Annotated in this window: 22 protein-coding genes; 6 read left to right on the top strand and 16 right to left on the bottom strand. The window is 62.3% G+C overall.

Annotation, left to right across the window (positions count from 1 at the left end; genetic code table 11):
* Positions 1-429 precede the first annotated feature (429 nt).
* Positions 430-2,061 (top strand): NAD(P)/FAD-dependent oxidoreductase, encoded by a 1,632-nt coding sequence (locus GCN75_RS04880; RefSeq protein WP_152281609.1) that lies wholly within the window; start codon positions 430-432, stop codon positions 2,059-2,061.
* A gap of 79 nt (positions 2,062-2,140) precedes the next feature.
* Here GCN75_RS04880 and GCN75_RS04885 read toward each other — a convergent pair whose 3' ends face one another.
* The 7 genes from GCN75_RS04885 to glnA all read right to left on the bottom strand — a co-directional run bounded on the left by GCN75_RS04885 (position 2,141) and on the right by glnA (position 12,591).
* Complete coding sequence (locus GCN75_RS04885; protein WP_152281610.1) at positions 2,141-4,957, bottom strand: TonB-dependent receptor plug domain-containing protein; 2,817 nt, start codon at positions 4,955-4,957, stop codon at positions 2,141-2,143.
* Positions 4,958-5,261: 304 nt separating this feature from the next.
* Positions 5,262-6,635: a GAF domain-containing sensor histidine kinase gene (locus tag GCN75_RS04890; RefSeq protein ID WP_152281611.1), complete on the bottom strand. Its 1,374-nt coding sequence runs from the start codon at positions 6,633-6,635 to the stop codon at positions 5,262-5,264.
* 134 nt (positions 6,636-6,769) lie between these two features.
* Positions 6,770-7,735, bottom strand: coding sequence for a magnesium/cobalt transporter CorA (gene corA / locus GCN75_RS04895; RefSeq protein WP_131374183.1), 966 nt, complete (start codon positions 7,733-7,735; stop codon positions 6,770-6,772).
* A 139-nt stretch (positions 7,736-7,874) separates the two neighbouring features.
* Complete coding sequence (ntrC, locus tag GCN75_RS04900) at positions 7,875-9,365, bottom strand: nitrogen regulation protein NR(I) (RefSeq protein ID WP_152281612.1); 1,491 nt, start codon at positions 9,363-9,365, stop codon at positions 7,875-7,877.
* A 48-nt stretch (positions 9,366-9,413) separates the two neighbouring features.
* Complete coding sequence (gene glnL / locus GCN75_RS04905; protein ID WP_152281613.1) at positions 9,414-10,502, bottom strand: nitrogen regulation protein NR(II); 1,089 nt, start codon at positions 10,500-10,502, stop codon at positions 9,414-9,416.
* A 7-nt stretch (positions 10,503-10,509) separates the two neighbouring features.
* The gene (locus tag GCN75_RS04910) at positions 10,510-10,992 is read right to left on the bottom strand and encodes a DUF4124 domain-containing protein (RefSeq protein ID WP_152281710.1); all 483 of its coding nucleotides are present in this window, start codon (positions 10,990-10,992) and stop codon (positions 10,510-10,512) included.
* A 183-nt stretch (positions 10,993-11,175) separates the two neighbouring features.
* On the bottom strand, positions 11,176-12,591 hold the full coding sequence (gene glnA, locus GCN75_RS04915) for a type I glutamate--ammonia ligase (protein ID WP_152281614.1): 1,416 nt from the start codon (positions 12,589-12,591) through the stop codon (positions 11,176-11,178).
* Between the two features lie 385 nt (positions 12,592-12,976).
* Here glnA and GCN75_RS04920 point away from each other — a divergent pair, with 385 nt between their 5' ends.
* Positions 12,977-13,438, top strand: coding sequence for a rhodanese-like domain-containing protein (locus tag GCN75_RS04920; protein WP_152281615.1), 462 nt, complete (start codon positions 12,977-12,979; stop codon positions 13,436-13,438).
* An 85-nt stretch (positions 13,439-13,523) separates the two neighbouring features.
* Here the strand turns inward: GCN75_RS04920 and GCN75_RS04925 are convergent, their stop codons facing one another.
* Positions 13,524-14,870 carry a TAXI family TRAP transporter solute-binding subunit gene (locus GCN75_RS04925; protein ID WP_152281616.1) on the bottom strand — a complete coding sequence of 449 codons (1,347 nt, stop codon included), beginning with the start codon at positions 14,868-14,870 and terminating at the stop codon, positions 13,524-13,526.
* A 131-nt stretch (positions 14,871-15,001) separates the two neighbouring features.
* Here GCN75_RS04925 and GCN75_RS04930 point away from each other — a divergent pair, with 131 nt between their 5' ends.
* On the top strand, positions 15,002-15,607 hold the full coding sequence (locus tag GCN75_RS04930) for a glutathione S-transferase family protein (protein WP_152281617.1): 606 nt from the start codon (positions 15,002-15,004) through the stop codon (positions 15,605-15,607).
* On the opposite strand, the gene GCN75_RS04935 is transcribed toward GCN75_RS04930, so the two are convergent.
* The 7 genes from GCN75_RS04935 to GCN75_RS04965 form a co-directional block, all read right to left on the bottom strand.
* Complete coding sequence (locus GCN75_RS04935; RefSeq protein ID WP_152281618.1) at positions 15,604-15,984, bottom strand: hypothetical protein; 381 nt, start codon at positions 15,982-15,984, stop codon at positions 15,604-15,606. The two genes, GCN75_RS04930 and GCN75_RS04935, sit on opposite strands and share 4 nt — an antisense overlap.
* 60 nt (positions 15,985-16,044) lie before the next feature.
* The gene (locus GCN75_RS04940) at positions 16,045-19,161 is read right to left on the bottom strand and encodes a transglycosylase domain-containing protein (RefSeq protein WP_152281619.1); all 3,117 of its coding nucleotides are present in this window, start codon (positions 19,159-19,161) and stop codon (positions 16,045-16,047) included.
* A gap of 364 nt (positions 19,162-19,525) precedes the next feature.
* Positions 19,526-20,311, bottom strand: coding sequence for a competence/damage-inducible protein A (locus GCN75_RS04945; protein ID WP_152281620.1), 786 nt, complete (start codon positions 20,309-20,311; stop codon positions 19,526-19,528).
* A 31-nt stretch (positions 20,312-20,342) separates the two neighbouring features.
* On the bottom strand, positions 20,343-21,170 hold the full coding sequence (locus GCN75_RS04950; RefSeq protein ID WP_152281621.1) for an EI24 domain-containing protein: 828 nt from the start codon (positions 21,168-21,170) through the stop codon (positions 20,343-20,345).
* A complete protein-coding gene (locus GCN75_RS04955; RefSeq protein WP_152281622.1) occupies positions 21,170-22,210 on the bottom strand; it encodes a sterol desaturase family protein in 1,041 nt (346 codons plus the stop codon). Before GCN75_RS04955 ends, GCN75_RS04950 begins: the two co-directional genes overlap by 1 nt.
* On the bottom strand, positions 22,207-23,142 hold the full coding sequence (locus GCN75_RS04960; protein ID WP_405002780.1) for a polysaccharide deacetylase family protein: 936 nt from the start codon (positions 23,140-23,142) through the stop codon (positions 22,207-22,209). Before GCN75_RS04960 ends, GCN75_RS04955 begins: the two co-directional genes overlap by 4 nt.
* Before the next feature lie 7 nt (positions 23,143-23,149).
* Positions 23,150-24,121 (bottom strand): YVTN family beta-propeller repeat protein, encoded by a 972-nt coding sequence (locus tag GCN75_RS04965; RefSeq protein WP_034760259.1) that lies wholly within the window; start codon positions 24,119-24,121, stop codon positions 23,150-23,152.
* Between the two features lie 197 nt (positions 24,122-24,318).
* Between GCN75_RS04965 and GCN75_RS04970 the strand changes: the two genes are divergently transcribed.
* From GCN75_RS04970 to GCN75_RS04980, 3 genes are all read left to right on the top strand, one after another.
* Positions 24,319-24,675, top strand: coding sequence for an FKBP-type peptidyl-prolyl cis-trans isomerase (locus GCN75_RS04970; protein WP_034782471.1), 357 nt, complete (start codon positions 24,319-24,321; stop codon positions 24,673-24,675).
* Between the two features lie 196 nt (positions 24,676-24,871).
* Positions 24,872-25,126, top strand: a complete 255-nt coding sequence (locus GCN75_RS04975) for an acyl-CoA-binding protein (RefSeq protein ID WP_152256538.1) — start codon at positions 24,872-24,874, stop codon at positions 25,124-25,126.
* 47 nt (positions 25,127-25,173) lie between these two features.
* The gene (locus tag GCN75_RS04980) at positions 25,174-25,644 is read left to right on the top strand and encodes a GNAT family N-acetyltransferase (protein WP_152281623.1); all 471 of its coding nucleotides are present in this window, start codon (positions 25,174-25,176) and stop codon (positions 25,642-25,644) included.
* A 102-nt stretch (positions 25,645-25,746) separates the two neighbouring features.
* Here the strand turns inward: GCN75_RS04980 and proX are convergent, their stop codons facing one another.
* On the bottom strand, positions 25,747-26,799 hold the full coding sequence (gene proX / locus GCN75_RS04985; protein ID WP_152281624.1) for a glycine betaine/L-proline ABC transporter substrate-binding protein ProX: 1,053 nt from the start codon (positions 26,797-26,799) through the stop codon (positions 25,747-25,749).
* Positions 26,800-26,805: the final 6 nt, after the last annotated feature.

Here is a 26,805-nt window from a genome sequence, read left to right on the forward strand (position 1 = left end):
ACGCTGTTCATTTCCCGAAATGAGTGCGAAACAAAAATACAGGCTTGCTTCGGCAAGAAGCAAAACACTATCAAATCACACGTAATGGCAGGGAGTCAACAAAATCAAGTTGCCGCAACAAAAAAGCAACACAAATTCGCCTGAAAAATAAGGCCCGGTTTTGCGCTCCCCAACATGGAGCGGCACGCGCACCAGCAACACACCGTTTTGCACCAAAATGTGGCATGCGGCGACAGCCGGAAACCACTGCGCGCCGGCGCCACGGCACGGTGACGGCCATGCCTGCCAGACGACATGTTGCGCCCAAAGAAAGTCGGGGCAAACGATACGGTGCGTGATGTAGAGGTAAAATAGCGCCCTGATGCCCTCACGGGGCACAACACACTCTCCGCTAGATACGGAGCCCGGCAATTTTTAAAAATACACACCATGTTGCGACTCAACGAAGTAAAACTCCCCCTCGAACACGACGAAGCGGCCCTGCCCGCCGCCATCCTGGCGCGCCTGGGCATCGCCGCCGCCGATTTGCTCGGCTTTACCGTCTTCAAGCGCAGCTATGACGCGCGCAAGCGCAGCGCCGTGGTGTTGATTTACTCGCTGCATGTCGAGATCAAGAACGAAGCGGCCGTGCTGGCGCGCCTGAGCCACGACATCCACCTGATGCCCGCGCCCGATACCGACTACAAATTCGTCGCCGGCGGCGAACAGCTGGCCGGCCACACGAACGAACCGCGCCCCATCGTCATCGGCACGGGCCCGTGCGGCCTGTTCGTGGCGCTGATCCTGGCACAGATGGGCTTGCGCCCCCTGATCCTGGAGCGGGGCAAGCAGGTGCGCGAACGCACGGTCGACACCTTCGGCTTCTGGCGCAAGCGCGAGCTGAACCCGGAGTCGAACGTGCAGTTCGGCGAAGGCGGCGCCGGCACCTTTTCGGACGGCAAGCTGTACAGCCAGATCAAGGATCCCAAGCACTATGGCCGCAAGGTCTTGACGGAATTCGTCAAGGCGGGCGCGCCCGAGGAAATCATGTATGTGAGCAAGCCCCACATCGGCACCTTCCGCCTGGTCAAGATGGTGGAAGAAATGCGCGCGAATATCGAGCGGCTGGGCGGCGAATACCGTTTCAGCAGCAAAGTGGTCGATCTCGACATCGTGCCAGGTGCCGACGGCGGCCAGGTGCGCGGCGTGGTGCTGGACAATGGCGAAACCATCGCCAGCAACCACGTCGTGCTGGCCATCGGCCACAGCGCGCGCGACACCTTCGAGATGCTGCACCGCCGCGGCGTGTACATCGAAGCGAAACCGTTCTCGATCGGCTTCCGCGTGGAACACCCGCAGTCGCTGATCGACAGCTGCCGCTTCGGCCCCAGCGCCGGCCACCCTATCCTGGGCGCGGCCGACTACAAGCTCGTGCATCACGCCAGCAACGGCCGCTCCGTCTACAGCTTCTGCATGTGCCCGGGCGGCACGGTGGTGGCAGCCGCCTCAGAACCGGGCCGCCTGGTGACGAACGGCATGAGCCAGTACTCGCGCAACGAGCGCAACGCCAACAGCGCCATCGTGGTCGGCATCACGCCGGCCGACTATCCGGGCGACCCGCTGGCCGGCATCGCCCTGCAGCGCGAACTGGAAGAGCGCGCGTTTGCACTGGGTGGCGGCAACTACGATGCGCCAGGGCAATTAGTCGGCGACTTCGTGGCGGGCCGCGCGTCGACGGAATTCGGCAGCGTGGTGCCGTCGTACAAGCCGGCCGTGCACCTGACGGACCTGGCGCCGTCGCTGCCCGAGTATGCGATCACGGCCCTGCGTGAAGCGTTTCCTGCATTCAACAAGCAGATCAAGGGCTACTACAAGGCCGACGCCGTGCTGACGGGCGTGGAAACGCGTACCTCGTCGCCGATCCGCATCAAGCGCCGCGACGACGACCTGCAAAGCCTGAACACGCGGGGCCTGTTCCCCGCCGGCGAAGGCGCCGGCTATGCGGGCGGCATCCTGTCGGCAGCCGTCGACGGCATCAAGGTAGCCGAAGCGGTGGCCTTGTCGATGGCGGCGCGCCGCTAGGCCACGCCCTCCTCCCCCTGCGGCAGGACGAAAAAAAACCGGCACCCAGTGCCGGTTTTTTTATGCCTGCGTGCCCTGTTTAAAACTTGTACGAGGCATTCAGGTAGCCCGTGCGGCCGCGCGGATCGTAGTAGCGGTCGTCATAGCCGAACTGCTGGCCGCGGTTCGCGCCCGACGTCGATGGCACGAATGGCGGGCTCTTGTCGGTCAGGTTCAGCACGCCTGCGGTGAAGACCCAGCTCTTGCTTGGCGTCCACACGGTTTGCCAGTCAAGCGTCGAATAGAAGCCCACCTCCATGCGGATCTTTTCCTGGCCCGTCACGGCACCCGAAGCGTCGAGCACGTCGACCGTCGTTTCCTGGTCCTTGTAGCCGGACAGGAAGTTGACCGTCAGCGAGTTGGCCCAGTTGCCCGTTTTCAAGGTATTCGTCCACTGGCCGCGCGTGCGGAAAGTTACCGTACCCAGATCGGCGAAGTTGCCCAGCGCCGAATAGTATTTGCCGTTGCGTTCCAGCTGCACATCCTCGCGCAGCATCCGCGTCGCGTTCAGCTGCGACGTGAACAGGCCGATGCCGGAGCGGTAGCGGCCGCTGATATCGATGTCAACGCCGGTGGCAAACGATTTACCGAGGTTCTGATTATCGGCCAGGAAGGCCAGGTAGGTCGTCCCCGTGCCCACGTCCTTGTTGACGCCCCAGGATTTCGGGAAGTTGGCCGGATTGGCGAACACCAGCTGTTCCGTCAACTGACCGAAGGAATCGCGGATCTGCACATGCCACAGGTCGGCGCCCAGGGTGATGGCGCTGATGGGCTCGTAACGGAAGCCGATGGTTGCCTGCTTCGATTTCTCCGGCTGCAGGTCGCGGTTGCCGCCGGCCAGCTGGTCATACTGGCGATTGCCTGGCTGGCATTGGGCATTGAGGCGCGTGGCGATGGCTTGCAGGGCCGGCGTACACGTGTACTTGTCGCTGGTAACGCCGTAGCCGCGCTGCAAGGCATTGACTTGCGGCACTGTCGGCGCATGGAAACCGTTACCGACGGAACCGCGGATCAGCAAGGTGGGCGCTGGCGTCCACTTGAAGCTGGCCTTGGCCGTCGTGGCGCCGCCGAAGTCCGAGAATTCGTCGAAACGCAGGGCCGCGCCCAATTCCAGTTCTTTCAGCACGGGTGCAATCAGTTCGCCAAACACGCCTTTCGACGTGCGGCTGGCACTGTAGGGCTGGCTGCTGGCCGCGTCGCCGAAACGCTGGTCGCATTCCAGGCCCGTCGTGCCGCCGCACAAGGTGCCCTTCACGGGGTCGGCCAGGATACCCTGTGCAAACGGACTCGGCTTGGCGGAAAATTCCTCGCGGTTGATGTTGGCGCCCACGCCCAGCATCATGGCCCCGCCCGGCAAGCGCCGCACTTCCGTCGACGCATTCAAATTGATGGTTTGCAGGCGCGACGTGCCGCCATCCCAGTAGCCGGAGAAGGTGGCCGCCTTGATCGCTTCCTGCGCTGCAGTCGATTGCTTGCCCGGGCCGACGAAAGGATCGAGCAAGCCGCTCGACGTGAGGTTATTGACGGCGATGGCGCCAGGATAGCCGGAAATACTGCCTTTTACGCGGCTTTCAGAGAAATTGTACGACGCATTGTAGTCCCAGCCGGCGGCCACGCCGCGCGTGCCGACCACCACGCTGGCGAAGTCTGCCGTATCCTTCGAGGTGCGCTGGCCCATGTCGAACAGCCGGTAAAAAGCCGTACTGTCGCCTGTAATGCCAATTGGCAATAAATACTTGTTATGCAGCGCCGTGCCCGCGTCGACGGCGATGGCGCCCGGCACGGGCGCGATGCGCGACGTTTGCTTGGTGCGCGACAGCAACACGTCCGCATACACTTCCTGGCCGGCGATCTTGAAGGTGCCCGAAGCCATGAAGTTGTCGCGTTTGCGTTCCGGATAGATTTCCAGATCCTTTACAAAATCATAGCCGCAGTAATCGTCGACCAGGCCGCTGCCATCGTTATACGGCTCGATCACGCGGAAGGTCTTGTCGGGGCAGGAGCCGTTGGTCTTCTGATAAGGGCTGATCAATTGGCCCTGGTCATCGGTGGCGTTGGCGGGAATCGGGCTGGCCGAGAATTGCTGTTTCTGATAGCGCTTGCCATTGGCCGAAAACTGCACCTTGCCCGTGCTGGCGAACGAGCGGTCGACCGAGCCCAGCTTGTCGCGCTCGTCGTGGCCGAAGGTCAGCACCACGTTGTAGCCATCGTCCTCCAGGTTGCCGAAGCCCTTGGTGGCGCTGATGCGTTTCTCGCGCGCGCCGTTTTTGGGCGCCGAGTAGCCGATGCTCACGTCGCCTTCCGTGGTGTCGTGCTTGGTAATGAAGTTGACCACGCCGGCAATGGCGTCGGCGCCGTACAGGGCGGACGCGCCGTCCGTCAGCAGTTCAACGCGCTGGATGGCGGAAATCGGGATCGAGTTCAAGTCGAAACCGGCGGCAAAGCCCGTCAGGGTCTGGCCGCCGAACTGGGCCAGGCGCTTGCCGTTCAGCAAGACGAGCGTACGCGTCTCACCCACGTTGTGCACGGAAATACCGGAGAAACCGAAGGTGCTGCCCCCGACCGAGGAACTTTCCGTCGTCGCGCCCTGGGCGGACGATAGTTTCTTGACCAGGTCGGTGACGGACGTGGCGCCCGAGGTACGGATGGCTTCGGCGGTCAGGATGGTGACTGGCAAGGCGCCTTCGGCGGCGATGCGCTTGATCGACGAGCCGGTGACTTCCACACGCTGTATCTGTGCATCGGCCCCTTGCGCATCCTGCGCGATAGCCGACTGTGACGCGACGGACAGCGCCGCTGCCACGCCACCGGCGCAGACGATGCGCACGGCGTGGGAAATGACGGTTTCTTTAAGCATGGTGAACCCTTCTCATTGTACGTTATACAAGCAGCGGATCTGGTGTCCGCACTGTTGTCGTTCACATCAAGGCACTCTTTGCAGCGCACAGTTTTCAAGCCCGGGCTCCGGGCTGGAGCGCCATGCTACCTGCGCGGAAAACAGATACTGGACAACTAAAAGTTAACTAGGGAATTACATGGAATCACAATGCCAATCCGAGTGTCAACAGAACTCAGCACGTGTATGGCGCGCATACAACATTGCAATAAATATAGAAGTCGGGTAGGCATGCCACCCCGAGACGGCGCAAACGCAGGCGTGGTCAGCTGGCCAGCGGCAGTCTGATCTGTATATGGCAGCCGGGCGTGCTGTCGATGGCGCACACCTGGCCGCCCAGTTGCTGCACGATCGTATAGACGATGTGCATGCCCAGGCCGGAGCCCCCCTGGCCCCGCTTGGTGGTGAAAAATGGCTCGAACATATGCTCGCGCACGGCTGGCGCCAGGCCGATGCCATCGTCGGAAAACTCCAGCAGCAGCCAGCGCGCAGCCGCGTCGTCGCCGTCCGCCTCGATGCGCGCGCGTATGGTGATGCGCCCTGGCCCGCCCTGCGGATAGCCGTGGCGGGCGCTGTTCATCAGCAGGTTCGACAGGATTTGCGACAGCTTGCCGGCCGCCAGGCGCACCTGGCAATCGGGCGCGATATCGAGTTCCACGCCCAGCGCCGCCTTGCGCAGTTCCGGGCTGTGCGCCGACACCAGGCCGTGCACATAGTCGTGCAGCGCCAGGTCGGCCACGTATTCGCTGACCTGGTCCACGGCCAGCTGCTTGAAGTTGCCGATCAGGTCGGCGGCGCGCGCCAGGTTGCGCTCGATCAGGGCGGCCGCCCCCTTCAGCGATTCGGCCAGGTCGATCAGCTCGGCGCGGCTGACCTTGGCGCCGCCCAGCAGCTGCACCAGCTGGTCGGCATAGCTGCCCATGCTCGACGCGGCCGTGAGCGCCACGCCGATGGGCGTGTTGACCTCATGCGAGACGCCCGCCACCAGCGAACCGAGGGCCGCCATCTGCTCCTGCTCGATCAGGTTGGCCTGCGCCGCCAGCAGCGATTCCGTGCGCACGCGCACGATCTCTTCGAGCTGCTGCGTGCGTTCCTGGTGCTGCAGCTCGGCCGCGCCGCGGGCCGAAAAGATCGACAGCAGCAGCAGCGCCAGCAAGCGCTTGTTTTCATCGATGGGACGCGTGTCGATGGCCGACAGGATGCCCAGGGTCTTGCCATCGGTATCGATCAGCGGCATGCCGACATAGCTTTCCGCATGCATGTCGACGAGGAGGGTATCGAATGGAAAGCGACGCTGGATGTCGCTGCCGTGAAAACACATGCTTTGGCAGGTCACATCCTGGCAAGGCGTGTGCTGCAGGCTGTATTCGATATTCGGCTGATAACCGTCGCCGCCCCACAGGGCCAGGGTGCGGATGCCTTCGCTGCCATCGTCCATGCGCACCAGGCGCCCGGCGATCACATAGTGCACGTCGAGGGCTTCGGCCAGGTCCTTGACGAGGATGCGCAGGAAGTCGTCGCCACGGGCGTGCGCCGTCGAGGCGGTAATCGAGCGCAGGGCCGCCTCCGCCAGGGTGCGCCGCTGCTCGGCATCGAACAGGGGTTCTTGCGAATTCACATCAAACAACGGAATACTCATGAATGCTCCTGCACGGCACCGGCAGCGCAGGCACACCTGCCGGCGCTGCAACTCTCAGCCATGACCCGCCCCAGCGGACCTGCCGCGATTGTACCCCTGGATATTGTTCAATAATACAGATATACAGGAATTTTTTACAGCCAGCCGGAACGCTTGAACAAGTAATACATATAACCGCAGACACAACTCATCAGTCCCACGGCGACCGGGTAGCCATAATGCCAGTCCAGCTCCGGCATGAACTTGAAGTTCATGCCCCATACGCCGGCAAACGCCGTGAAGACGGCGAAGATGGCCGCCCAGGCCGCCAATTGCTTGTTCACTTCGCTCTCATCGATGGCCACCATCGACAGATTCACCTGGATGGCCGTACTGATGGTATCGCGGATCGTGTCGAGCGTGCCGTTAATGCGCGCCAGGTGGTCGTGCACGTCGCGGAAATACTCCTGGGTATCGTGGCACAGGGGCGGCACGCGCCCGCCGTGCAGCTTGCCCACCGCTTCCATCAGGGGCGCCACCACATGGCGCAAGACCATGACCTTGCGTTTCAGCTGGTACAGCCGTTCGATATTGTCGCGCTCGGTGCCTCGGTCGAAGATGCGGTCCTCGATCAGTTCCAGTTCCGATTCCAGCGCGTCGAGCACGGGAAAATAGCGGTCGACGACGGCGTCCATCAGCGCGTACAGCACGAAGGCCGAGCCCTGGCGCAGCAGGTGCGGTTCGCGCTCGGCACGCGCGCGCACGCCCAGGAAACCTTGCGAGCTGTTGCTGCGCGACGAGAGCACGTAATTGGCGCCAACGAAAATGTCGACTTCGCCCAGCACCAGCTCGTTCTCGACCATTTCCACGGTTTTCACGACGGCAAACAGGGAGTCGCCATATTCCTCGATCTTCGGGCGCTGGTGCCCCCGCTGGGCGTCCTCGACGGCCAGTTCGTGCAGGCAAAACTCGTGCTGCATCTGTTTCAGCTCATCCGGCGTGGCGTCGAGCAGGGCCACCCAGACGAAGCAATCGGGGCGCTCGACGTAGTCGCTGATATCGTCGATCGGCAAGTCGGCCAGTTTTTTGCCATCCTGGTAGGCCACGCAGTTTATGAGCATGCTATTCCACAGTTCAAGTTAACACCGGACGAAACAGTCCGGCAGGCGCCAGCTTACCTTATCGCCTGCACTGCGTGTTGTGGCGTGCGAGGGACGCCGTGGGGAAAAGCGGACGGGGGAGTCCCCGTCCGTTCATGCGTCAATCGTCCTTGGCACCGTCGATGCCCAGCTCGGAGATCTTGCGCGTGATGGTGTTGCGGCCGATGCCCAGGCGCACGGCAGCGTCGTTCTTGCGCCCGTGCGTATGCTTGAGCGCCGTCTTGATCAGGGCCGACTCGAATTGCCGCCCCAGCACGGCCATGACTTCCTGCTGCCCCGCGCCCAGCATGCCGGCCGCCTGCAATTCCAGCAAGCCGATCCAGCCGGGCGGCGCGCCGTTGGCGGGCGCGGCCGCTTCGAACACCTGGCCGCCGTGCGGATGGGCCACGGCCGCCGGCGCCGCTTCGCCCGCCGCCGCGCTGGCCGCAGCATCGCCCTGCCCCTGCGTCAATTCCAGCGGCAAGTCCTTGATTTCCACCGTCTGGCCCGGCGCCATGACGGTGATCCAGTTGCACAGGTTTTCCAGCTGGCGCACGTTGCCGGGCAAATCGAGGCTGCTGAGGAACTGCATCGTCGGTTCGCTCATGCGCTTGGCTTCCACGCCCAGCTGACGTGCGCTTTGCACCAGGAAGTGGCGCACCAGGATGGGGATATCCTCGCGCCGCTCCCTCAAACTGGGCAGGCGCAGGCGGATCACGTTCAGGCGGTGATACAAGTCTTCGCGGAACAGGCCGTCGCGTACGCGCTGTTCCAGGTTCTGGTGCGTGGCCGTAATGACGCGCACGTTCGCCTTCATGGGCTGGTGCCCGCCGACGCGATAAAAATGGCCGTCGGACAGCACACGCAACAGCCGGGTCTGCAAATCGAAGGGCATGTCGCCGATTTCATCGAGGAACAGGGTGCCGTTCTCGGCTTGCTCGAAACGGCCCCGGCGCGTCGTCTGCGCGCCCGTAAACGCGCCCCGTTCATGGCCGAACAGTTCGGATTCCAGCAAATCCTTCGGGATCGCCGCCGTGTTCAGGGCGATGAACGGCTGCGCCGCGCGCGGACTGTGCTTGTGCAGCGCGCGCGCCACCAGTTCCTTGCCGGAACCGGATTCGCCCGTGATCAGCACCGTCACATTCGATTGCGACAGGCGGCCGATGGCGCGGAACACTTCCTGCATGGCGGGTGCCTGGCCGAGGATTTCCGGCGTTTCCGACGGGCCCGACTCGACGCTCGTCTCGCGCAGGCTTTCTTCCAGCGCGCGGCGGATCAACTCGACGGCTTTGTCGATATCGAAAGGCTTGGCCAGGTATTCGAAGGCGCCGCCCTGGAAGGCCGCGACGGCCGAATCGAGGTCGGAAAACGCCGTGATGATGATGACAGGCAAGCCGGGAAAGCGCGACTTGACCGTCTGTAACAGTTCCAGGCCGGACGCGCCCGGCATGCGGATGTCGGACACGAGCACTTGCGGCGTGTCGAATTCCAGTGCGGCGATGGCGTCGCGCGCATTGGCAAAACTCTTGGTGGCGAGATTTTCCCGCGCCAGGGCTTTTTCCAGCACCCAGCGGATTGATTCGTCGTCGTCAACTATCCAGATTGGCTTCATTAGTGTGTGCGTCCCGCAATGGATTTCATGGGTGGGATACTTCCTCGCTTATGGCAAGGGGAGAACGATCCTGAAATCGGTGTATCCAGGCCGGCTTTCGCACTCGATCACGCCCAGGTGCTGTTGCACGAAGGTTTGCGCCAAGGTCAGCCCCAAACCGCTGCCGCCTTCCCTGCCCGACACCAGCGGGTAGAAAATCCGGTCGCGGATCTGGGGTGCGATGCCCGGTCCATTGTCAATGATATGCAAGTCTAATGCCAGGTTGTAACGGACCTTGGCCAGGGTCACCTGGCGCGCCACGCGCGTCTTGAAAATCAGCTCCGCATCGCCCGCCTCGATGCGCTCGGCCAGCGCCTGCGCCGCGTTGTGCGCGATATTGAGCACGGTCTGTATCAATTGTTCCTTGTCACCGCGAAACTCGGGGATCGAGGCATCGTAATCGCGCGAAATGGTCAGGCCGCTGGGAAACTCGGCCAGGATCAGGCTGCGCACCCTTTCGCACACTTCGTGGATATTCACGTCGCCCACGATGTGCGGACGGCGGTGCGGCGCCAGCAGGCGGTCGACCAGGGTTTGCAGCCGGTCCGCTTCCTTGATGATGACTTGCGTGTATTCGCGCAGCTCGCTCAGGTGCAGGGCCGGCAATTCCAGCTCCAGCAGCTGGGCCGCACCGCGGATGCCGCCCAGCGGGTTCTTGATTTCATGCGCCAGGTTGCGGATCAGCTCCTTGTTGACCTGGCTCTGGTCGAGGATGCGCTCCTCGCGGTCGAGCTTTAACTGCTGCACGTTCTCGCGCAGTTCGATCAGCACGCCGTCGCGCGGCGCATCGAGCGCGCTGATGATGCTGTGCACGCGCAGCGGCTCGCGCCCCAGGCGCTCCAGCGTCAGGTCCTGGCGCAAGTCGGAAAACTTGTGTTCGAGCGCCTGCGCGCAGATGCCGGCCAGCTCCTCGGGATTGAGGAACAGGGCCGTCAGCTTTTGCCGCGACAGGGCCTTCAATGAGCTTTCCAACAGGTTTTCCGCCGCCGCGTTGGCATAGCCGATGCGGCCGTCGCCATCGAGCAGGATCACGGCCGAGGCCAGCAAATCGAGGCCGGCCAGGTGGGCGGGACGGGTGGAATGGTAGTCTATGGTCATGGTCTCGTCATCGGATATTGGCGATCTCGCGTTTCAGGGCCTCGACGTTCTGCTGTGTCCGGCTGATGTTGTCCTTCAACTGCGCCACTCTTTCCTGGTATTTCGCATAGTTGCGCTCATTGCCCTGGCGCTCGGGCTGGCCGCCGTTAAATTCCAGGCGCTGCGCCGCCAGTTTCTGCTCTTCGCTGCGCAACTCGTCCTGCAGGATCTGGCGCCGGTCCAGGTCGCGCGCGCGCTGCTCGGCGCCATCGACCTTGGGAAAGGCGCCGGCGGCAGGCGCTGCCGTGGCCACCGCCTGCGTGGCGGAGCGTGCCGGCGCGCCCGCCAGCGGCGCCGTCTTGCGCGGCGGCTCCGTCATGGCGCCCGGTAAGTCGAGCAGCTGGCAATGCTTGCCAGCACTCCTGTCCGTGTACGTCTTGTGTCCCTGCGCATCGGCGCACACATACAGCTGCCCGTGCGCCTGTGCTGCCGCGCCCAGCAATCCTGCCATCAGCGCCATTCTGTAATACTTGCTCAATCTCCACTCCTGTCGGCGCATGCCGCATCGTTCCTGGGCCGACTATACAACACCGCCCAGGCGCCGCATTGGGCTGCGGCATAAAAAAACGCGGGCGAGACCATCGCCTCACCCGCGTTTCTTATTCACTACCGGCACATTGCCGGCGTGGCGCCATTACAGCGAGTAGTACATGTCGAACTCGGCAGGATGCGTGGTCATGCGCATGCGCTGCACGTCCTGCATTTTCAGTTCCAGGTAAGCGTCGATCATGGAATCGCTGAACACGCCGCCGCGGGTCAGGAACTCGCGGTCCTTGTCCAGGGCGTCCAGTGCTTCTTCCAGCGAAGCGCACACGGTAGGGATCAGTGCGTCTTCTTCCGGCGGCAGATGGTACAGATCTTTCGAGGCGGCTTCGCCCGGATGGATCTTGTTGGCAACGCCGTCCAGGCCGGCCATCAGCAGTGCGGCGAAGCACAGGTACGGGTTCGCCAGTGGGTCCGGGAAGCGCGCTTCCACGCGGCGGCCTTTTGGATTGGCCACGTGCGGGATACGGATCGACGCGGAACGGTTTTTCGCCGAGTATGCCAGTTTCACCGGCGCTTCGTAGCCTGGTACCAGACGCTTGTACGAGTTGGTGCCCGGGTTGGTGATCGCGTTCAGTGCCTTGGCGTGCTTGATGATGCCGCCGATGTAGTACAGGGCGAAATCGGACAGGCCGGCATAGCCGTCGCCAGCGAACAGGTTTTTGCCATCTTTCCATACGGATTGATGCACGTGCATGCCCGAACCGTTGTCGCCAACGATAGGTTTCGGCATGAAGGTGGCGGTCTTGCCATAGCTGTGCGCCACGTTCCACACCACGTATTTCAGGTTTTGCGTCCAGTCGGCGCGCTCGACCAGGGTCGAGAACTTGGTGCCGATTTCATTCTGACCGGCGCCGGCTACTTCGTGATGATGTACCTCAACCGGGATGCCCAAGGACTCGAGGATCAGGCACATTTCCGAACGCATGTCCTGGAAGCTGTCCACTGGTGGCACTGGGAAGTAGCCGCCCTTGACGGTAGGACGGTGGCCGCTGTTGCCGCCTTCGAGGTCCTTGCCCGTCGACCACGAACCTTCGTCCGAACCGATCTTGACGAAGCAGCCCGACATGTCGATCTTCCAGCGCACGCTGTCGAAGATGAAGAATTCCGGCTCAGGGCCGAAGTAGGCGGTGTCGCCCATGCCCGACGATTTCAGGTAGGCTTCGGCGCGTTTCGCGATCGAGCGCGGGTCGCGGTCGTAGCCCTTGCCGTCCGACGGTTCGATCACGTCGCACTGCATGAACAGGGTCGTTTCTTCCATGAACGGGTCGATATTGGCCGTGTTTGGATCCGGCAGCAAGATCATGTCGGAGGCTTCAATGCCTTTCCAGCCAGCGATCGAAGAACCGTCAAAGGCGTGGCCCGACTCGAATTTGTCCATATCGAAGTGCGACACGGGAACCGTCACGTGCTGCTCTTTACCACGGGTATCGGCAAAGCGGAAATCAACGAATTTGACTTCGTTTTCTTCTACCATCTTCAAGACTTCTGCGGCTGTCATTGCCATGCGTATCTCCTAAATGAATGTGGGGTGAGCCGACCTAAGTGCGTCTGGGCTGATGAAGCGAAGCAAACATTGCGTGCCACCAAAACTCATAAGGATCATAGCAGATTCCATGCCAGCTCCAGGAGCGCCCTGGGGCAGGCAGCAAAATGACTGCCATTCCAGTGAAAGTTTTCCTGTCCGCGATTTCCACGCAGCGTTTGCGCCCAATCAAGAATGCACTAAGCAAGTGCAAAAAACGAATAACGCACCATTATCGTGCATTTTGTGCGAATTCCCGAAAAATGCCTCCTTGTGGTGCGTGCGCCGTGCACCATGGATTCCCGTTTGCGGGGCGCGGACGGCGCACTATAATCGTACACACCTGCCCACTTTCACCGAGGACGCCATGACTACCGCCGCCGACATCCTGACCATCGCCCGCAGCCGGGCAAATGAAGGTACGCCGTATGCCGGCGCCGTCACGCCGCAGGAAGCATATGCGCTGCTGCAAGGCGATGCCGCCGTCAAGCTCATCGACGTGCGCACGAATGCCGAGCGCGACTGGGTCGGCCGGGTCGACATCGCCGATACCCAGCATGGCGCGGTGCAGTGGGCCACCTACCCGGGCGGCGTGCCGAATCCCGACTTCCTCGCGCAACTGGCGGCCCAGGCGGGCAAGGACGAGGTGCTGCTGTTCCTGTGCCGCTCCGGCGTGCGTTCGCGCCATGCGGCCAAGCTGGCAACCGAGCACGGCTATATCAACTGCTTCGACATCCTCGAAGGCTTCGAGGGCGACAAGGATGCCGACGGCCACCGCAAACAGATCGGCGGTTGGTGCAAGGCGGGCTTGCCGTGGCTGGGCGCCTGACTATCTGAACAGTGTTTGATCTGGCGGGCCGCCGCGCTGGTGGGCCGCAAGCTGTCGATCACCCTCGTTTAAGCGGGTTAAGCGCTCAGGCCGGCTCGCCTGCTTCGGGATGTTCGCCCATCAGGGTCAATATGCGCTTGCGCACGAAATTGATGTGGCTGCGCAAGCCATACAGGCCGTCCGCAAACGACAGCGGTATCGAGATCTGGTTGACCATTTCCTCGATCTGGTCCAGCCGTTTTAATTGCTCTGCATACACGTGCGCACGCTGGTCTTGCGGCACGTCTTCCAGCGCCTGCTCCACCGTGCGCAACTGGCCGTACCAGCGGTACACGCGCGAACGGATGCGCCACACGTACAGGGGCGGCACCACGCGCGACAGGGGCAGGATCAGGGCGCCCAGGGCCACCACCAGCACCCACATGCGGTCGAAGAAGTTGGCCAGCCAGAAACTCATATAGCGCTGCAGCACGGGCGCGCCATCCTTGTAGAATTTCAGCGCTTCGGGCGCCACGGGAATTTCCGTGTAGCGCGCGGACGGGAACTGCCCCTGCTGCTGGAACCAGCCCGTGCCCCCGTGGATGCGGGCCGCCGCCTGCACGAACAGGTCGACCAGGGCCGGATGCAAGTCTTCGCGCGCCACCAGGGTGGCCGTCGGCGCGATCAGGTGATAGTCCTGCGGGGGGATGTTCTGCCCCAGGTCGACGATGCCACGTGGCAAGACCACATGCGTGAGGAAGGGCAGGCGCCGCGTGTACGCCTCCGCCTGCGAAAAATCAAACAGCTTGATGCCCGGCGTTTGCAGCAGCATCTGGATCAGCGGTGCTTCCGGCGCCGAGCTGAACACGAGGCCGTCGATGCGCCCTTCCAGCAGCTCCACCGTGGCAGGCGTGTTCTGCAAGTCGCTGACGGTCAGCTCCTTCGCTTCCACGCCGTTCACGGACAGCAACTGCCGGAACAGGCTGGGCACGCCCGTGCCTTCCGGCCCCAGGTTGATCTTCATGCCTTTCAATTGCGTCAGTTCCGTGACCGCCTTGTCTTCGCGCATGAACAGCCAGACGGGTTCCGTAAATAAGCTTCCCAGCGAAATGAGGCCATGGCGCTCGGCATCCGCGTGTTCCGTCGAGCCGCTTTGCACGAAGGCGATATCGGTCTTGCCGCTGTTTAGGCGCTGCAGGTTTTCCTGCGAGCCCAGCGATGGCTGCAAGGTCACCTTGATGCCGTGCTTGGCCAGGGTGGCTGCATATTTCTTGCCGAACTCTTCGTACGCGCTATTGTCCTGCCCCGTCGACAGGCTCACCTGACGCGGCGGCGCCGGATCGACCAACCAGTACGCCAGCGCGCAAAACGCGCCCACCAGCAGCAAGGTGGGGCCGGCGGTGGCGAGGAAATCGCGCACGGAAAAGCGGCTGAACGCGAGGATTTTGGACATGTGATGGCGCATAGGTTTCATGGGTGGCTACGATGCCAAGAAAAGCGCAACTATGCAAGGCACTTTCACAGGCGCGGCGTGGTCAAATCCGCTACAGTGGCGGATCAACCACCTGCCCCCCGGAGCCCTGCATGCTGAAAATTCTTGGAAAAGCCGCCTCGATCAATGTCCGCAAAGTCCTGTGGACGTGCGAGGAACTGAACCTCCCCTACGAACGCGAAGACTGGGGCAGCGGCTTTCGCAGCACGGACGACCCGGCCTTCCTGGCCTTGAACCCGAACGCCATGGTGCCCGTGCTGCTCGATGGCGACCTGGTACTGTGGGAATCGAACACGATATGCCGCTACCTGTGCGCCCAGGCGGGCAGCGACGACTTGCTGCCAAGCAGTCCCCGCGCCCGCGCGGAAGTGGAAAAATGGATGGACTGGCAAATGGGCGATTTGAACAACAGCTGGCGCTACGCCTTCATGTCGCTGGTGCGCCACAGCCCCGCCCACCAGGATGCGGCGCAGCTGGCGGCCGGTATTGCCGGATGGAACAATATGATGGGCATCCTGGAGCAGCAGCTGCAGCGCACGGGCGCGTATGTGTGCGGCGAGCAATTTACCTTGGCCGATATCGTGCTGGGCCTGTCCGTCAAGCGCTGGCTGATGGCGCCCATGCAGCGTCCCGACTACCCTGCCATTGCCGCGTATCACGCGCGTCTGGCCGGCAAGACGGCAGAATTTGCCGGTTAATCGAGTTCCACAGCCTCGACCGTGCCGCCGATGACGTAGCAATCGCCATCGCGGCGCACCTCTTCCAGGGTCGCCGGATCATCGTGCGCATACGTGCCGTCGACATCGACACACCAGACGTCGCCGAAACGCAGCAGCTTCACGCCGCAGCAGATGCGGTTGATGAAGTTGCCCGGCATCCTGACCAACACTTCCCGCACGTCGCCCACCGTGATGGCCACCTGGCGCCAGACATTGCCTTCCAGCGCATGATTTCTCGCGGACAAGACGATGCGCACGGCCTGCACGCCCTGGGGGCCATACACGTGCCCGAATGATACGAGCGTCCCATCGTCAAAACGGTGATATTGATCAAAGAGTTGCTGCGTCTTGTCCATCGTCACTCTCCTCCATAAAAAAACCGGCCATGCAGGCCGGCTTTTAGTTGCAGCAACGATTTAATTCGTGCACTGCTTCGCCACGCCTTCAGCTGGCGCAGGCGGTTCGATCAGCGGCATCAGGCTCGGCGCCAGCGACACCAGCAATTGCACGGGCAAGGCGCTGGTGAAATCGTAGTGCTTCGATTCCGGCCCCCGCACATACGCCGTCATGCTGCCATAGAAGCGCTCGCCGATATTGAACACAAACGTGGCCGAACGGTTCACATAGCGCGATTCGATCAGGCGGCCGCCCGCGCCATACACGTCGAAGCGCTGGTCGCCCGTCCCCGTCTTGCCGCCCATGGGAATGGGCACGCCGTCGGCGCCCACGAATGCCGTCTTGGCCCGTTTCGCCGTGCCGTCCGACACCACTTCGCGGATGGCCTTGGCCACGGCCTTGGCCACGTCCGGCGACAACACTTGCTCCGCTTCCACCTTGGTACTCCGCTTGACCATGGTGTCGTACGGCGTGTTGGCGGCGAAATGCATGGAATCGATGCGCACGCTGGGTTTGCGCACGCCATCGTTGATGATGATGCCCATCAATTCGGCCAGCGCGGCAGGACGGTCGGCCGAGGCGCCCAGGGTCGTCGCGTAGGACGGCACGAGCGAATCGAACGGGTAGCCCATCTTCTTCCACTGGCGGTGGATTTCCAGGAAACCTTCCACTTCCAGCAAGTTGGCGATGCGGCGGTCCTGCGCATGCTTGCGGTGCGTATTGAACAGCCATTTATACACTTCCTGGCGTTCCTTCTCGCTGGCCGCCACCATCTGCGACAGGGTCGAACCCTCGTGCTGGCGCAAGTACGCCACCATCCACAGTTCCAGCGGATGCACATTGGCCAGGTAGCCGCGGTCGGCCAAGGACCAGTTTTCCATCGCGTACTGCTGGTACATCTTGGCCACGCGCTCGGGCGGCACTTCGTTTTGCGACGGCAAGTTAGCGTTGAGGAAATCGCCAAACTCGGCCACCGTGCCCTTCGGATTGATGGTGCGGAAGATGTTCGCCAGGCGCACGGGGGTCGGGCGGATACTGGCCAACAGGATCTTTTCCTGCTCGTCCACGCTCTTGCCGCGGTACTTCTGGTAGAAGCGGTGCAGGAATTCGCGCCCTTCCTTGTCGGCAAAACGGCTCAGGTACTGGGCGCGGCGCGGATCGTCCGCGTCCGCCAGCAAGGAGGCCGAGGAATCAGGGCGCGAAAACATGTAGTAGCGGGCCACGTCGCGCATCAGGCGCACGAACACCAGGTTGGTCGACTGGCGCAGCGCCTGCTGCACCGTCATGATGCGGCTGTCGTCGAGCTTGGAGAAGTTGCCGAAATGGTGCAAACCGCCGCCCGTGAAGAAGCCTTCGCCCGGGTTGCCCGAATATTTGCGCTCCATGGCGGCCGCCAGCATGGCGGGCAGGTTGCGCGCTTCGCCGAGCGGCAATGGTTTCAAGTAAGCAATCGCCCACTGCGACAGCATGTCCTTGGGATCGACAGCAATTTTATTCAGCTCGGCGGCGCCCATGCCGCTGTAGCGCTGGTGCAGCTGGTCGATGATGTCCAGGTAGGTGACCAGGGTGCGCAGCTTGGCCGTGGAACCCAGGTCCAGCTTGGCGCCTTCGTTGATGTCCAGCGGCTGGTCAAAGTTATCCGTTTGCACGCGCAGCAAGTTGGCTTGCTCGCCCTTTTGCAACAGGGTAAAGCTGTAGACCACGTTGGCGGGGTCGCCATTGCCCAGCATGCCCTTGCCCGTCAAGCCGGCCGCTTTCGCCACTTCCGGGTCGCGCAACTCGCGCAAGACCTTGGTGACGGCGTTTTGCGCCTGCGCGTCGAGCGTGCTGACCACCTTCAGGTCCAGTCGGTCCAGGTTGTACAAACGGGGATCGCCCAGCATGCTGGCCAGGTGGTTGCGCACGGCATTTGACGCCTTGCGCGTGACGAACGAGGTGGACGCTTCCGATTGCACGCCCGAGGCCGTCGACGGACGCAGCTTCTCGGCGATGGCCGCATCGCGCAACTGCGGCGAAATCACGCCCGCCTGCGCCAGCAGGCGCAGATGGCTGTTGGTCAGCACTTCCAGGTCGGCGCCGCCCGCCACCAGGTAATGCGAGGGACGGCGCTGCGCGATCAGCAGGCTCAGCGCCTGCTTGTAGGCGAGCGCGCTGCCCGGATGGTCCATATTGCCCTTGAGTAAAGTCTTCACGTCGGCAAACGGACGGCCATACCAGACCCACATGCCGTCGCCGATGCCGTTGACTTCGCCAAAACCGCTTTTCGCCGACAGCGGCACCGTATTGAGGTAGTTGACGACGATCTTGCGCCGCGCTTCCATGGTGTTTTCGCCATCCTGGTACGAGCGCAGGCTGGCCGACAGCATCTGCAGCAGCTTGTCTTGCATGGAGCTGGTGCGGCCGTCTTCCGAATGCCGGTATTTCTCGATCTGCGTGGCCAGGGTGCTGCCGCCGCCGCCGCGGTGGCCGCCGAACAGGTTCAGCGCCTTGTCGAGAATGGCCTTGCTCAGGCGGTCCCATTCCACGGCCGGATTGCGCTGGGGCGTGCCCGGGTCCAGCAATTCACGGTTTTCGATGAACAGCAGGCTTTGCACGAGCGCGGGCGGCGCTTCGGCAAAGCCGTCGAACATGCGCTCGGGATAGCTGGCCGCGAACAGGGGCGCGGCGCGGCAATCGAGGATGCTCAGTCCCGCGCGGTTTTTCTCGTGATACGTGGCAAAGATGCCCCGGTCGACCAGTTGCACCATCTTCGGCGACATGCGTGCCTGCGCCGTGACGGCATAGTCGCGCGCGTTCAGCTTGGTGATGAAGTCCGGCAAGCTGGCATAGCCGAGCCGCTCGTCATATGGGCCGTGCTGGGGATAGCGGATGGCGCCCGCCGGTGCGGGGCCAGGCTCGACCTTGAACGTCAGCTGGCGGTCCAGGCGCGTGAAAAATTCCGCCTGCAGGGCCGAGGTGCGCACTTCGCGCATGACGAACCATGCCACGCCGGCGATCAGCGCCAGCACAATGATGGCAAAGATCGGCCAGATGCGCGAACGGCGCTTCTTCGGCGGGCTCGCCGGCGGCGGCGCCTCGGCAGCTGGATCAGATGGGGGCCGCTCTTGCGCGGCCAGATTGACGCCTGTGTCTTTCATGGGATGCTGGGGTAAGGTTGGGTTTGGACGGCGCGGGAAATGCGGCAGCGATACCGCTCCGCGCAGGGTAAGACGAGAGCCAGCCAGGGCCGGTCACAACAAAGCTTGCTTAACATGATGTCCATACCGGTAAATCGAAAAAACACGCTACTGCACAGGCAGGCGACCCCGCGTTTGACACGCGAAGCCCCTGTTCACCATTCCACCACATCGGCATGAAAACGACTGACGAGCGCGCACAAAAATCTTGCTTCATTGAAGATTTTCGCAAAAAAACAACGTCTTGGAATGTACGCTTGCGTACATAGATGCACGACGGGCTGGACGCCGGCGCAAAAGCCGCCGGCGCCGGGCTGGCAGCACCTCAGATGGTGGTGTATTCCGCCTGCATGGCGTCGAGCGTGGCGCACATGTCGGCAAAGGCGGCCGCCGCTTGCGCCGGCTCGCCCTTGACGCCCAGTTCGATATGCCGGCGCGTCTGCGCGTCGCCCACGCTGGGCAGGCTGAAAACCTTAATCAACGGGAACTCCGCTTCCAGGCGCACCATCAGCGGCGTGAGCAGCGATTCCGCCGTTTCATACACGAGCAAGGCATGTTCCGCATGCGGCACCTGGTTGAACAGGTGCGCATAATGCGTGTCGAGCACCCATTCGATCATGGGCCAGGACATGATGGGAAAGCCCGGCACGAAATAATGCTCGCGCACGGCAAAGCCGGCAATCTTGTTGTACGGATTCGGAATCAGCTCGGCGCCTTCGACAAATTCCGCCATTTTCAGGCGGTGCAGGTTTTCCGGCGAGTGCAAATCGGCCGGCACGCCCGCCTCTTCGCCCATTTCCGTGATGCGCTGCTGGATATTGATCTTGCCCTGCGGATGCAGCACCAGCGGCAAGCCCAGCGCATCGGCCGCCGCCTGGCGCGTATGGTCGTCCGGCGTGGCGCCGATGCCGCCAAAGCTGAAAACGATGTCGCCGCTGGCAAAGCTGCGCTTGAGCAAGGCGACCAGGCGGGCGGGCTCGTCGCCGACGTATTCCGCCCAGCTCAGCTGCAAGCCACGCGCCTTGAGCATTTGCACCACTTTCGGGAAATGCTGGTCCGTCCGCTTGCCCGACAGGATTTCGTCGCCGATGATGATCAATCCGATAGCCATGGAACTTCCTCGTTCGATTCGATTAATAAGGTCAGGCGTCCGCCGGCGCCACGTCGGTCATGCCGCGTACGCCCCGCAAACGCGCTAGTGCTTCCAGACAGTAATACTGGAACCACAGCCCCGTGAAGATAAAGATCAGTACGTACAGCCAGATGGCGAACGCGGCCAGGAAGGGGAAGAACACCACCGACATCACGCCGCCCATCCACAGCATGCCGGGCACGGCGCCGGCCGCGCCCGAGACCATGCCGATGGCCAGCAGGGGCCAGCGCTGCGTGCGCATGATGGCGTGGCGCTCGTCCACGCTGGCGTAATCGGCCATGGCGTCGTACGCCATCACGCGGTACGTCAGCCAGCCCCACAGCACGGCCTGGCCCACCAGCGCGGCGGGCGGAAACGCGTACAGGGGCAACATGAGCACCCAGACGACGATGAACAGCAGGAAGGTGGCCAGCGAGGTGCCCACGCTGCCCAGCAGGCTGCCGCCATGCTTTTTTTCCAGCTGCGGAAAGTGCCGCCCGCCAATGTGGCGGCCGATGGCCGGCATGGCGAACAGGCCCATGAAAATGAGCGCCGTCAAGATCATCAGCGGCAGCAGCATGAACATGGCGATCAGGGGCACGATCACGGCTTTGAGCACGCCCAGGCCGAAGGTGGCCAGCACCTGGCCGCTGGTGCGGAAGAAATCGTACTCGGTAAACAGCGCATGCAGGCTGTCGATCAGCGGCTGCAAGCCCACATACAGCAGAGCACCCCACAGGATCAGCGACAGGATGAACGGCACGACGCTCAGCAGCAGTATCTTGCCGTGCAATTGCGACAGCAAGGCGCGGCCATACGAATTCAACACATTACGCATCAACGGCGTCCTTTTCGTTTCAATCTTGCAAATTCCACCATGCGGCGCAGGCCCAGCCATTGCTGTTGCCAAAAGCCGCGGCCATAGTTGCGTCCCGGCCGGCCGACACCATTGCTGTCGATGCGGGCCAGCTGGTCGCGCACGCCCGTGCGCGCATAGCCCGCCGAGAAGTTCGCGGTGCCCAGCAGCATATCCCAAATCGGCAGGACCACGCCGAAGTTGCAACCGCCCATGCTGCCCTTGCCTTTCGACTCATGCCCCACGCCGATGGCATGGTGCGTGCGGTGGAAACGGGGCGAGATCAGCAGCCGCTCGCCGATGCGGCCGAAGTGTATCCTCACATTCGCGTGCTGCAAGCTTTGCAGGATGCGCGAAATCGACACCAGCAGCACATATTGTCCAGGCGGCACGCCGATACCGAGCGCCACCAGCGCCATCACCACGTCGCGCAAGAAGTCATCGAGCAGGTGGTTGCGGTCATCGCTCCACAAGTTCATGTTTTGCTGGCTGTGATGCAGGCTGTGCAAGCCCCACCACCAGCCGAAATGGTGCGAGGCCCGGTGGTAGCAATAGTCGACGAAGTCCAGTATCACAAAATAAATGATAAAACTGAGCAAGGGACTGATGCCGGGCAACAGCGACTCCAGGTTCAGGGGATGGATATTGTCGAAACGCAAGGCGCCCGCCAGCACATCCATCAGCGGATCGAGCGTGAAGAAGACCAGCACGGAAAACAGGCCGATGCGGTGCAGCACGGTATAGAAAAAATCGTTCCAGCGGGCGCGGGGATCCGTGATCTTTTGCGCGGGAATCCAGGCTTCGAGCGGGCGCAGCACGAGAAACAGCAGCACCAGCTCGCACAGGCCGATCAGCAGCCACTCCGTGCCCTCGAACGCTTCTTCCGTGAATTCGCCAAAGCCCAGGTGGTACACGAGGGGATTGACCACGGTCTGGAACAGCCAGCCTTGCGCCACGCCAAAAGCGTCGACCACGGCGTCGATGGCGGCAGTGGCGAAGCTGGCGATGTCGGCGGCGATCATGGCTGGCCCTTCTTCTGCGCGTAGGCAGGATGCTCGCGCAGGGTGGCAAAGCAGAAACCCTTGTCCTGCAAGCCCGCGATCAGGGCGTCCAGGTTGGCGGGCGCCCACGCATCCTTGCGCGACCAGATGCCCATGTGAGAAATAAAGATATCGCCGCTGCGCAAGTTCGCCAGCGCTTTCTTCAGCAGCATGGCGTTCGGATACTTGTCGCTGGGCAGCTCATCGCCGGAATAGCCGGCCGGCGCCCAGCCCGCGTGCTGGTAGCCGCAGGCGCTGCCGGCCGCCAGGGTGCGCGGCGACGTGTAGCCGCCCGGTGCGCGCCAGAACGGGTCGAGCTTGCGGCCGGTCAGTTCCTGGAAGCGCGTATCGACCCGGCGCAATTCCTCGCAGAACTGTTTATCCGTAAACGAGGCCAGCTTGCCACCATCCTTGCCGAACTGAGGCTTGACCTGGATCAAGCCGTTGGCCAGATCCTTCTTCCAGTACACGTGGTCAAACGTATGCGTGCCGAACGCATGGCCTTCGGCGACGCGGGCTTTCCAGTACGGCGCCCAGGACGGGTCCAGCGAATAGTCGCCGCGCGTGGTCTTTTCATTGGCCAGGAAGAAGGTTGCCTTCACATGGCGTTTATTCAGCACGTCGGCGATCAGCTGCGCTTGCGACTGGCTGCCCGTATCGAACGTCATGTAGATGGTGCCCTTGCAGGCGGCCGGGGCTGACGAGGCGGCAGGGGTAACAGGTGCGGCGGCAGGCGTGGCGGCAGACGCTTTGGCAGCTGCGGTGACAGGTGCAGTGACAGGTGCAGTGACAGCTGCAGTGGCAGATACAGCGGCAGCCACGGTCGCCTGCGCGGGGGCGGGCGACCACATGGCGCTGGCGCACAGCAGCATGGCGGGCGCGTGGCCCGCGAAAATGAAGCGTGTCATCATCAACGGCGCATCACATGCGCGGCGAGTGGGTGGCGAAATACACGCCATGGGGCGAGCGGCCCACCGGTATCGTCTTGATCACCTTGCGCGTGGTCAGGTCGATCACGGCCACTTTCTTGATCCAGCGCAAGGTCACCCACATGGTCTTGCCATCGGGCGTGATTTCCATGCAGTCGGGGCCGCCGGGCACATTGATGGTGCCCACGTTTTCCAGGGTTTGCTGGTCGATGATGTTGATGGTGTTCGACACGCGGTTCGACACAAACGTCATGCGGTTGTCGCCCAGCGCGCGGAAATTGTGCGTGCCGGCGCCCGCCTTGATGCGTTTGACGGTCTTTTGCGTGCGCCAGTCGATCACTTCCACGTAATCGCTGCCCATGATGCCCACCAGCAAATGCTTGCCATCGGGCGTCATCGTGATGCCGGCCGGCGCGGGACCGACGGGCATGGTCCATTTCACCGTTTGCGTGGCCAGGTCGATGGCGCTGACCTGGTTGCTGCCCTGCTGCGTAATGAAGGCCATGGTGCTGTCGGCCGTGAACGCCATGTGGCTGGGCAGTTTCGGCAGCGGGATGCGCTTGGCCAGGGTCAGGTTCTTGCCGTCGTAGCGGTACAGGTCGATACGGTCCAGTCGCAGCGAGTTCGAGATGAACCATTTCTGGTCCGGCGAAAAACCGATCTGGTACGGGTCGAGGATATTGCTGATGCGGCGCTGGATCTGGCCCGACACGGGGTCGAGGAAGATCAGCTCGTTGCCCACGGAACTGGCGACGATCAGCGACTTGCCGTCCGGCGTCTCCATCAGATGATGCGGTTCCTTGCCGACGGCAAAGGTGGACAGGGGCGCGTAGGTTTTCTGGTCCAGCAGTTGCACCGTAGCATCACGGGAATTGAGCACCACCACCACTTCGGCTTGCGCCGTCGATATTGCGGAAACCAGGCACAGCGAGGAAAAAACAAGGCGGCGTAGACTGCGGAACATGGGAGAAATCACTGTTAAATACAAAACATGCATTTTACGTGGAACACTGTATTTTTTGTATTAAATCCCCCCTTAAATGCGAGCAACAGTCACACATCGCCGTAATCGCCTCTTTTTCCCCGTCCGGGGCCTGGAATGGCGCTTTGCAACTCATTGCTCTACAATCTGAAGCTTTCATCGCCTACACAAGGATAATCATGACCACCACCACTACCGCTTCCGGCCTGCAATACATCGACACCACCGTCGGCGAAGGCGCTGAAGCGCAAGCCGGCAACAATGTTGTCGTGCATTACACGGGCTGGCTGCAGAACGACGACGGCAGCGCCGGTGCGAAATTTGACTCGAGCAAGGACCGCAACGACCCATTCGAATTCCCGCTGGGCGCCGGCCGCGTCATTCAAGGCTGGGACGAAGGCGTGCAAGGCATGAAAGTGGGCGGCAAGCGCCAGCTGATCATCCCGGCAGCCCTGGGCTATGGCGCACGCGGCGCCGGCGGCGTGATTCCACCGAACGCCACCCTGATTTTCGACGTCGAACTGCTGGGCGTATAAGAAACCGGCCGCGTTCGCATGACCGCGCCAGGCGCCGCCCCTCGTCACCGAGGGGCGGCGTTTTTGTTTTGAGTATGTCCTCTAATGCACGGCGCCCTTTTTTCACTATGATGTCAGGCACTGCAGCACGCACGGTGGCCACTCCGCCGGGCCTGCCGCACTTTTCCAGCGATTCCATCAGCACACAGGAGCCATCATGAGTTTACAAGAGCAATTCGAACAAGCGCAGCTCGATTCCAAGACCCTGTCCGAGCGTCCGGACAATATGACCTTGTTGAAAATCTACGCCTTGTTCAAGCAAGCGTCGAGCGGCGACGCCACGGGCGAGCGTCCTGGCATGACCGATTTCGTCAACCGCGCCAAGTTCGACGCCTGGGCGGCCCTGGCCGGCACCTCGAAGGACGAGGCGCAACAGCAGTACATTGACCTGATCGAAGACCTGAAGGACTGATCGTCCCTCGCCTGCCCTGGCGCCTGCCGGGGCAGTATAATTTCTGCATGACACCATCACCGATTCCCCAGGTTTCCCTGGCGCACGCCGTCGACCTGCCCCGCTTGTTCGACGTCTGGCACCTGTCCGTACGCGCCACCCACGATTTCCTCGCCGATAGCGATATCGCCTTCCTGATGCCCTTCGTGCGCGACGAGCTGGCCAGGGTCGCCGCCGAAGGCTTGCTGCACGTGCTGCGCGCTGCCGACGGTGTCCCCTATGCCTTCCTCTGCGTCGAGCACGCCAAGATCGAGATGCTGTTCGTCCATCCGGATCACCGGGGCAGCGGCGCCGGCCGCAGCCTGGTCCAACACGCCATTGTCAACCTGCACGCCACGGCCGTCGACGTCAACGAGCACAACGCGCAAGCGCACGGCTTTTACCGCCACCTGGGCTTTATCGCGGAAAACCGCTCGGAACGCGATCCGTTTGGCCAGCCTTTCCCCATTTTGCACCTGAAACTGACCGAAATGGCCTAAAAAGGCCTGAAAACTCACGAAAAACCACCAAAACAGGCCGTTAACGCAAAAGTGGCTACCGAATCGGTAGCCACTTCTTTCAATGCCGGGTAGCGCTGAAACTTACTTCTTTGCTGCTGCCAGCGCTTGCGCGATCCAGCCGTCAAACGTCTGCTGGTGGAACTTGATCCAGCCGGCCGTATGGCGCGCGATATCGGCTTGCGTGTTTTCGCCGCGGCGCATGCGCTCGTTCTGCGCATTGATGTCGGCCACGGGCAGTTGCATCACTTCGAACAGCTTGGCCGCGGCGGGGTTTTTCTCCGCCCATGCTTTATTCGACACGATGCGCGCCGTGTTGACGGCAAAGCCGTAATCGCTTCCATCGTCGAGGCGGGTATTCACCTTGTCCGGATTGGCTGAGAACGGCACTTTGAGCCAGATCACATCCTTGCCTGGCACCAGCACGCCGCTGACCCAGTACGGCGTCCACGTGTAGTACAGGATCGGTTCGCCACGCTTGTAGCGGCCCAGAGTGTCGGCGATCAGGGCCGCATAGCTGCCCTGCACGTGCGTCACCGTTTCGCGCAATTTATACGCATCCATGTGGTTCTCGATCAGCGCTTCGCAGCCCCAGCCGGGGTTACACCCCGTCAAGTCGGCCTTGCCGTCGCCATCGTGGTCGAACAGCTTGGCCAGGGTGGGATCGCGCAACTGGTCGATATTCGTGATGTTGTACTTTTCCGCCGTCGCCTTGTCGATCAGGTAACCCTGCGCGGCGGGCCCCGCATACTGGCCCGTGCGCAACAGCTTGGTGTCGCCGCCCGCATTGTTATAGAAATCCTTGTGCATGGGGTCCCAGTGCACGGCCATGAACGTGGCGTCGCCGTTGGCGATGGCGATATGCGCGGTCGGGTATTCCACTTCCTTGATCGGCTGCACTTCATAGCCGAGCTTTTCCAGCGCCTTGTCGACCAGCATGGTCTGGAAGGTTTCTTCCGCGATCGAGCTTTGCAGCGGCTGCACCTTGACGCCCTTGCCGGGCAGCGCATCGGCGGCCGGCGTCTGCGCCATGGCCAGGCTGGTGGTCAGGGCCAGGGCGGCAATCGCCAGGGCGGAATACAGCTGGAACTTGCGTTGCGATTTTTGCGTCACTTTAAAATGTTCGATTTGATGCATAGGTAT

It is taken from the genome of Janthinobacterium violaceinigrum, assembly GCF_009208555.1.
GTDB lineage: Bacteria > Pseudomonadota > Gammaproteobacteria > Burkholderiales > Burkholderiaceae_D > Janthinobacterium > Janthinobacterium violaceinigrum.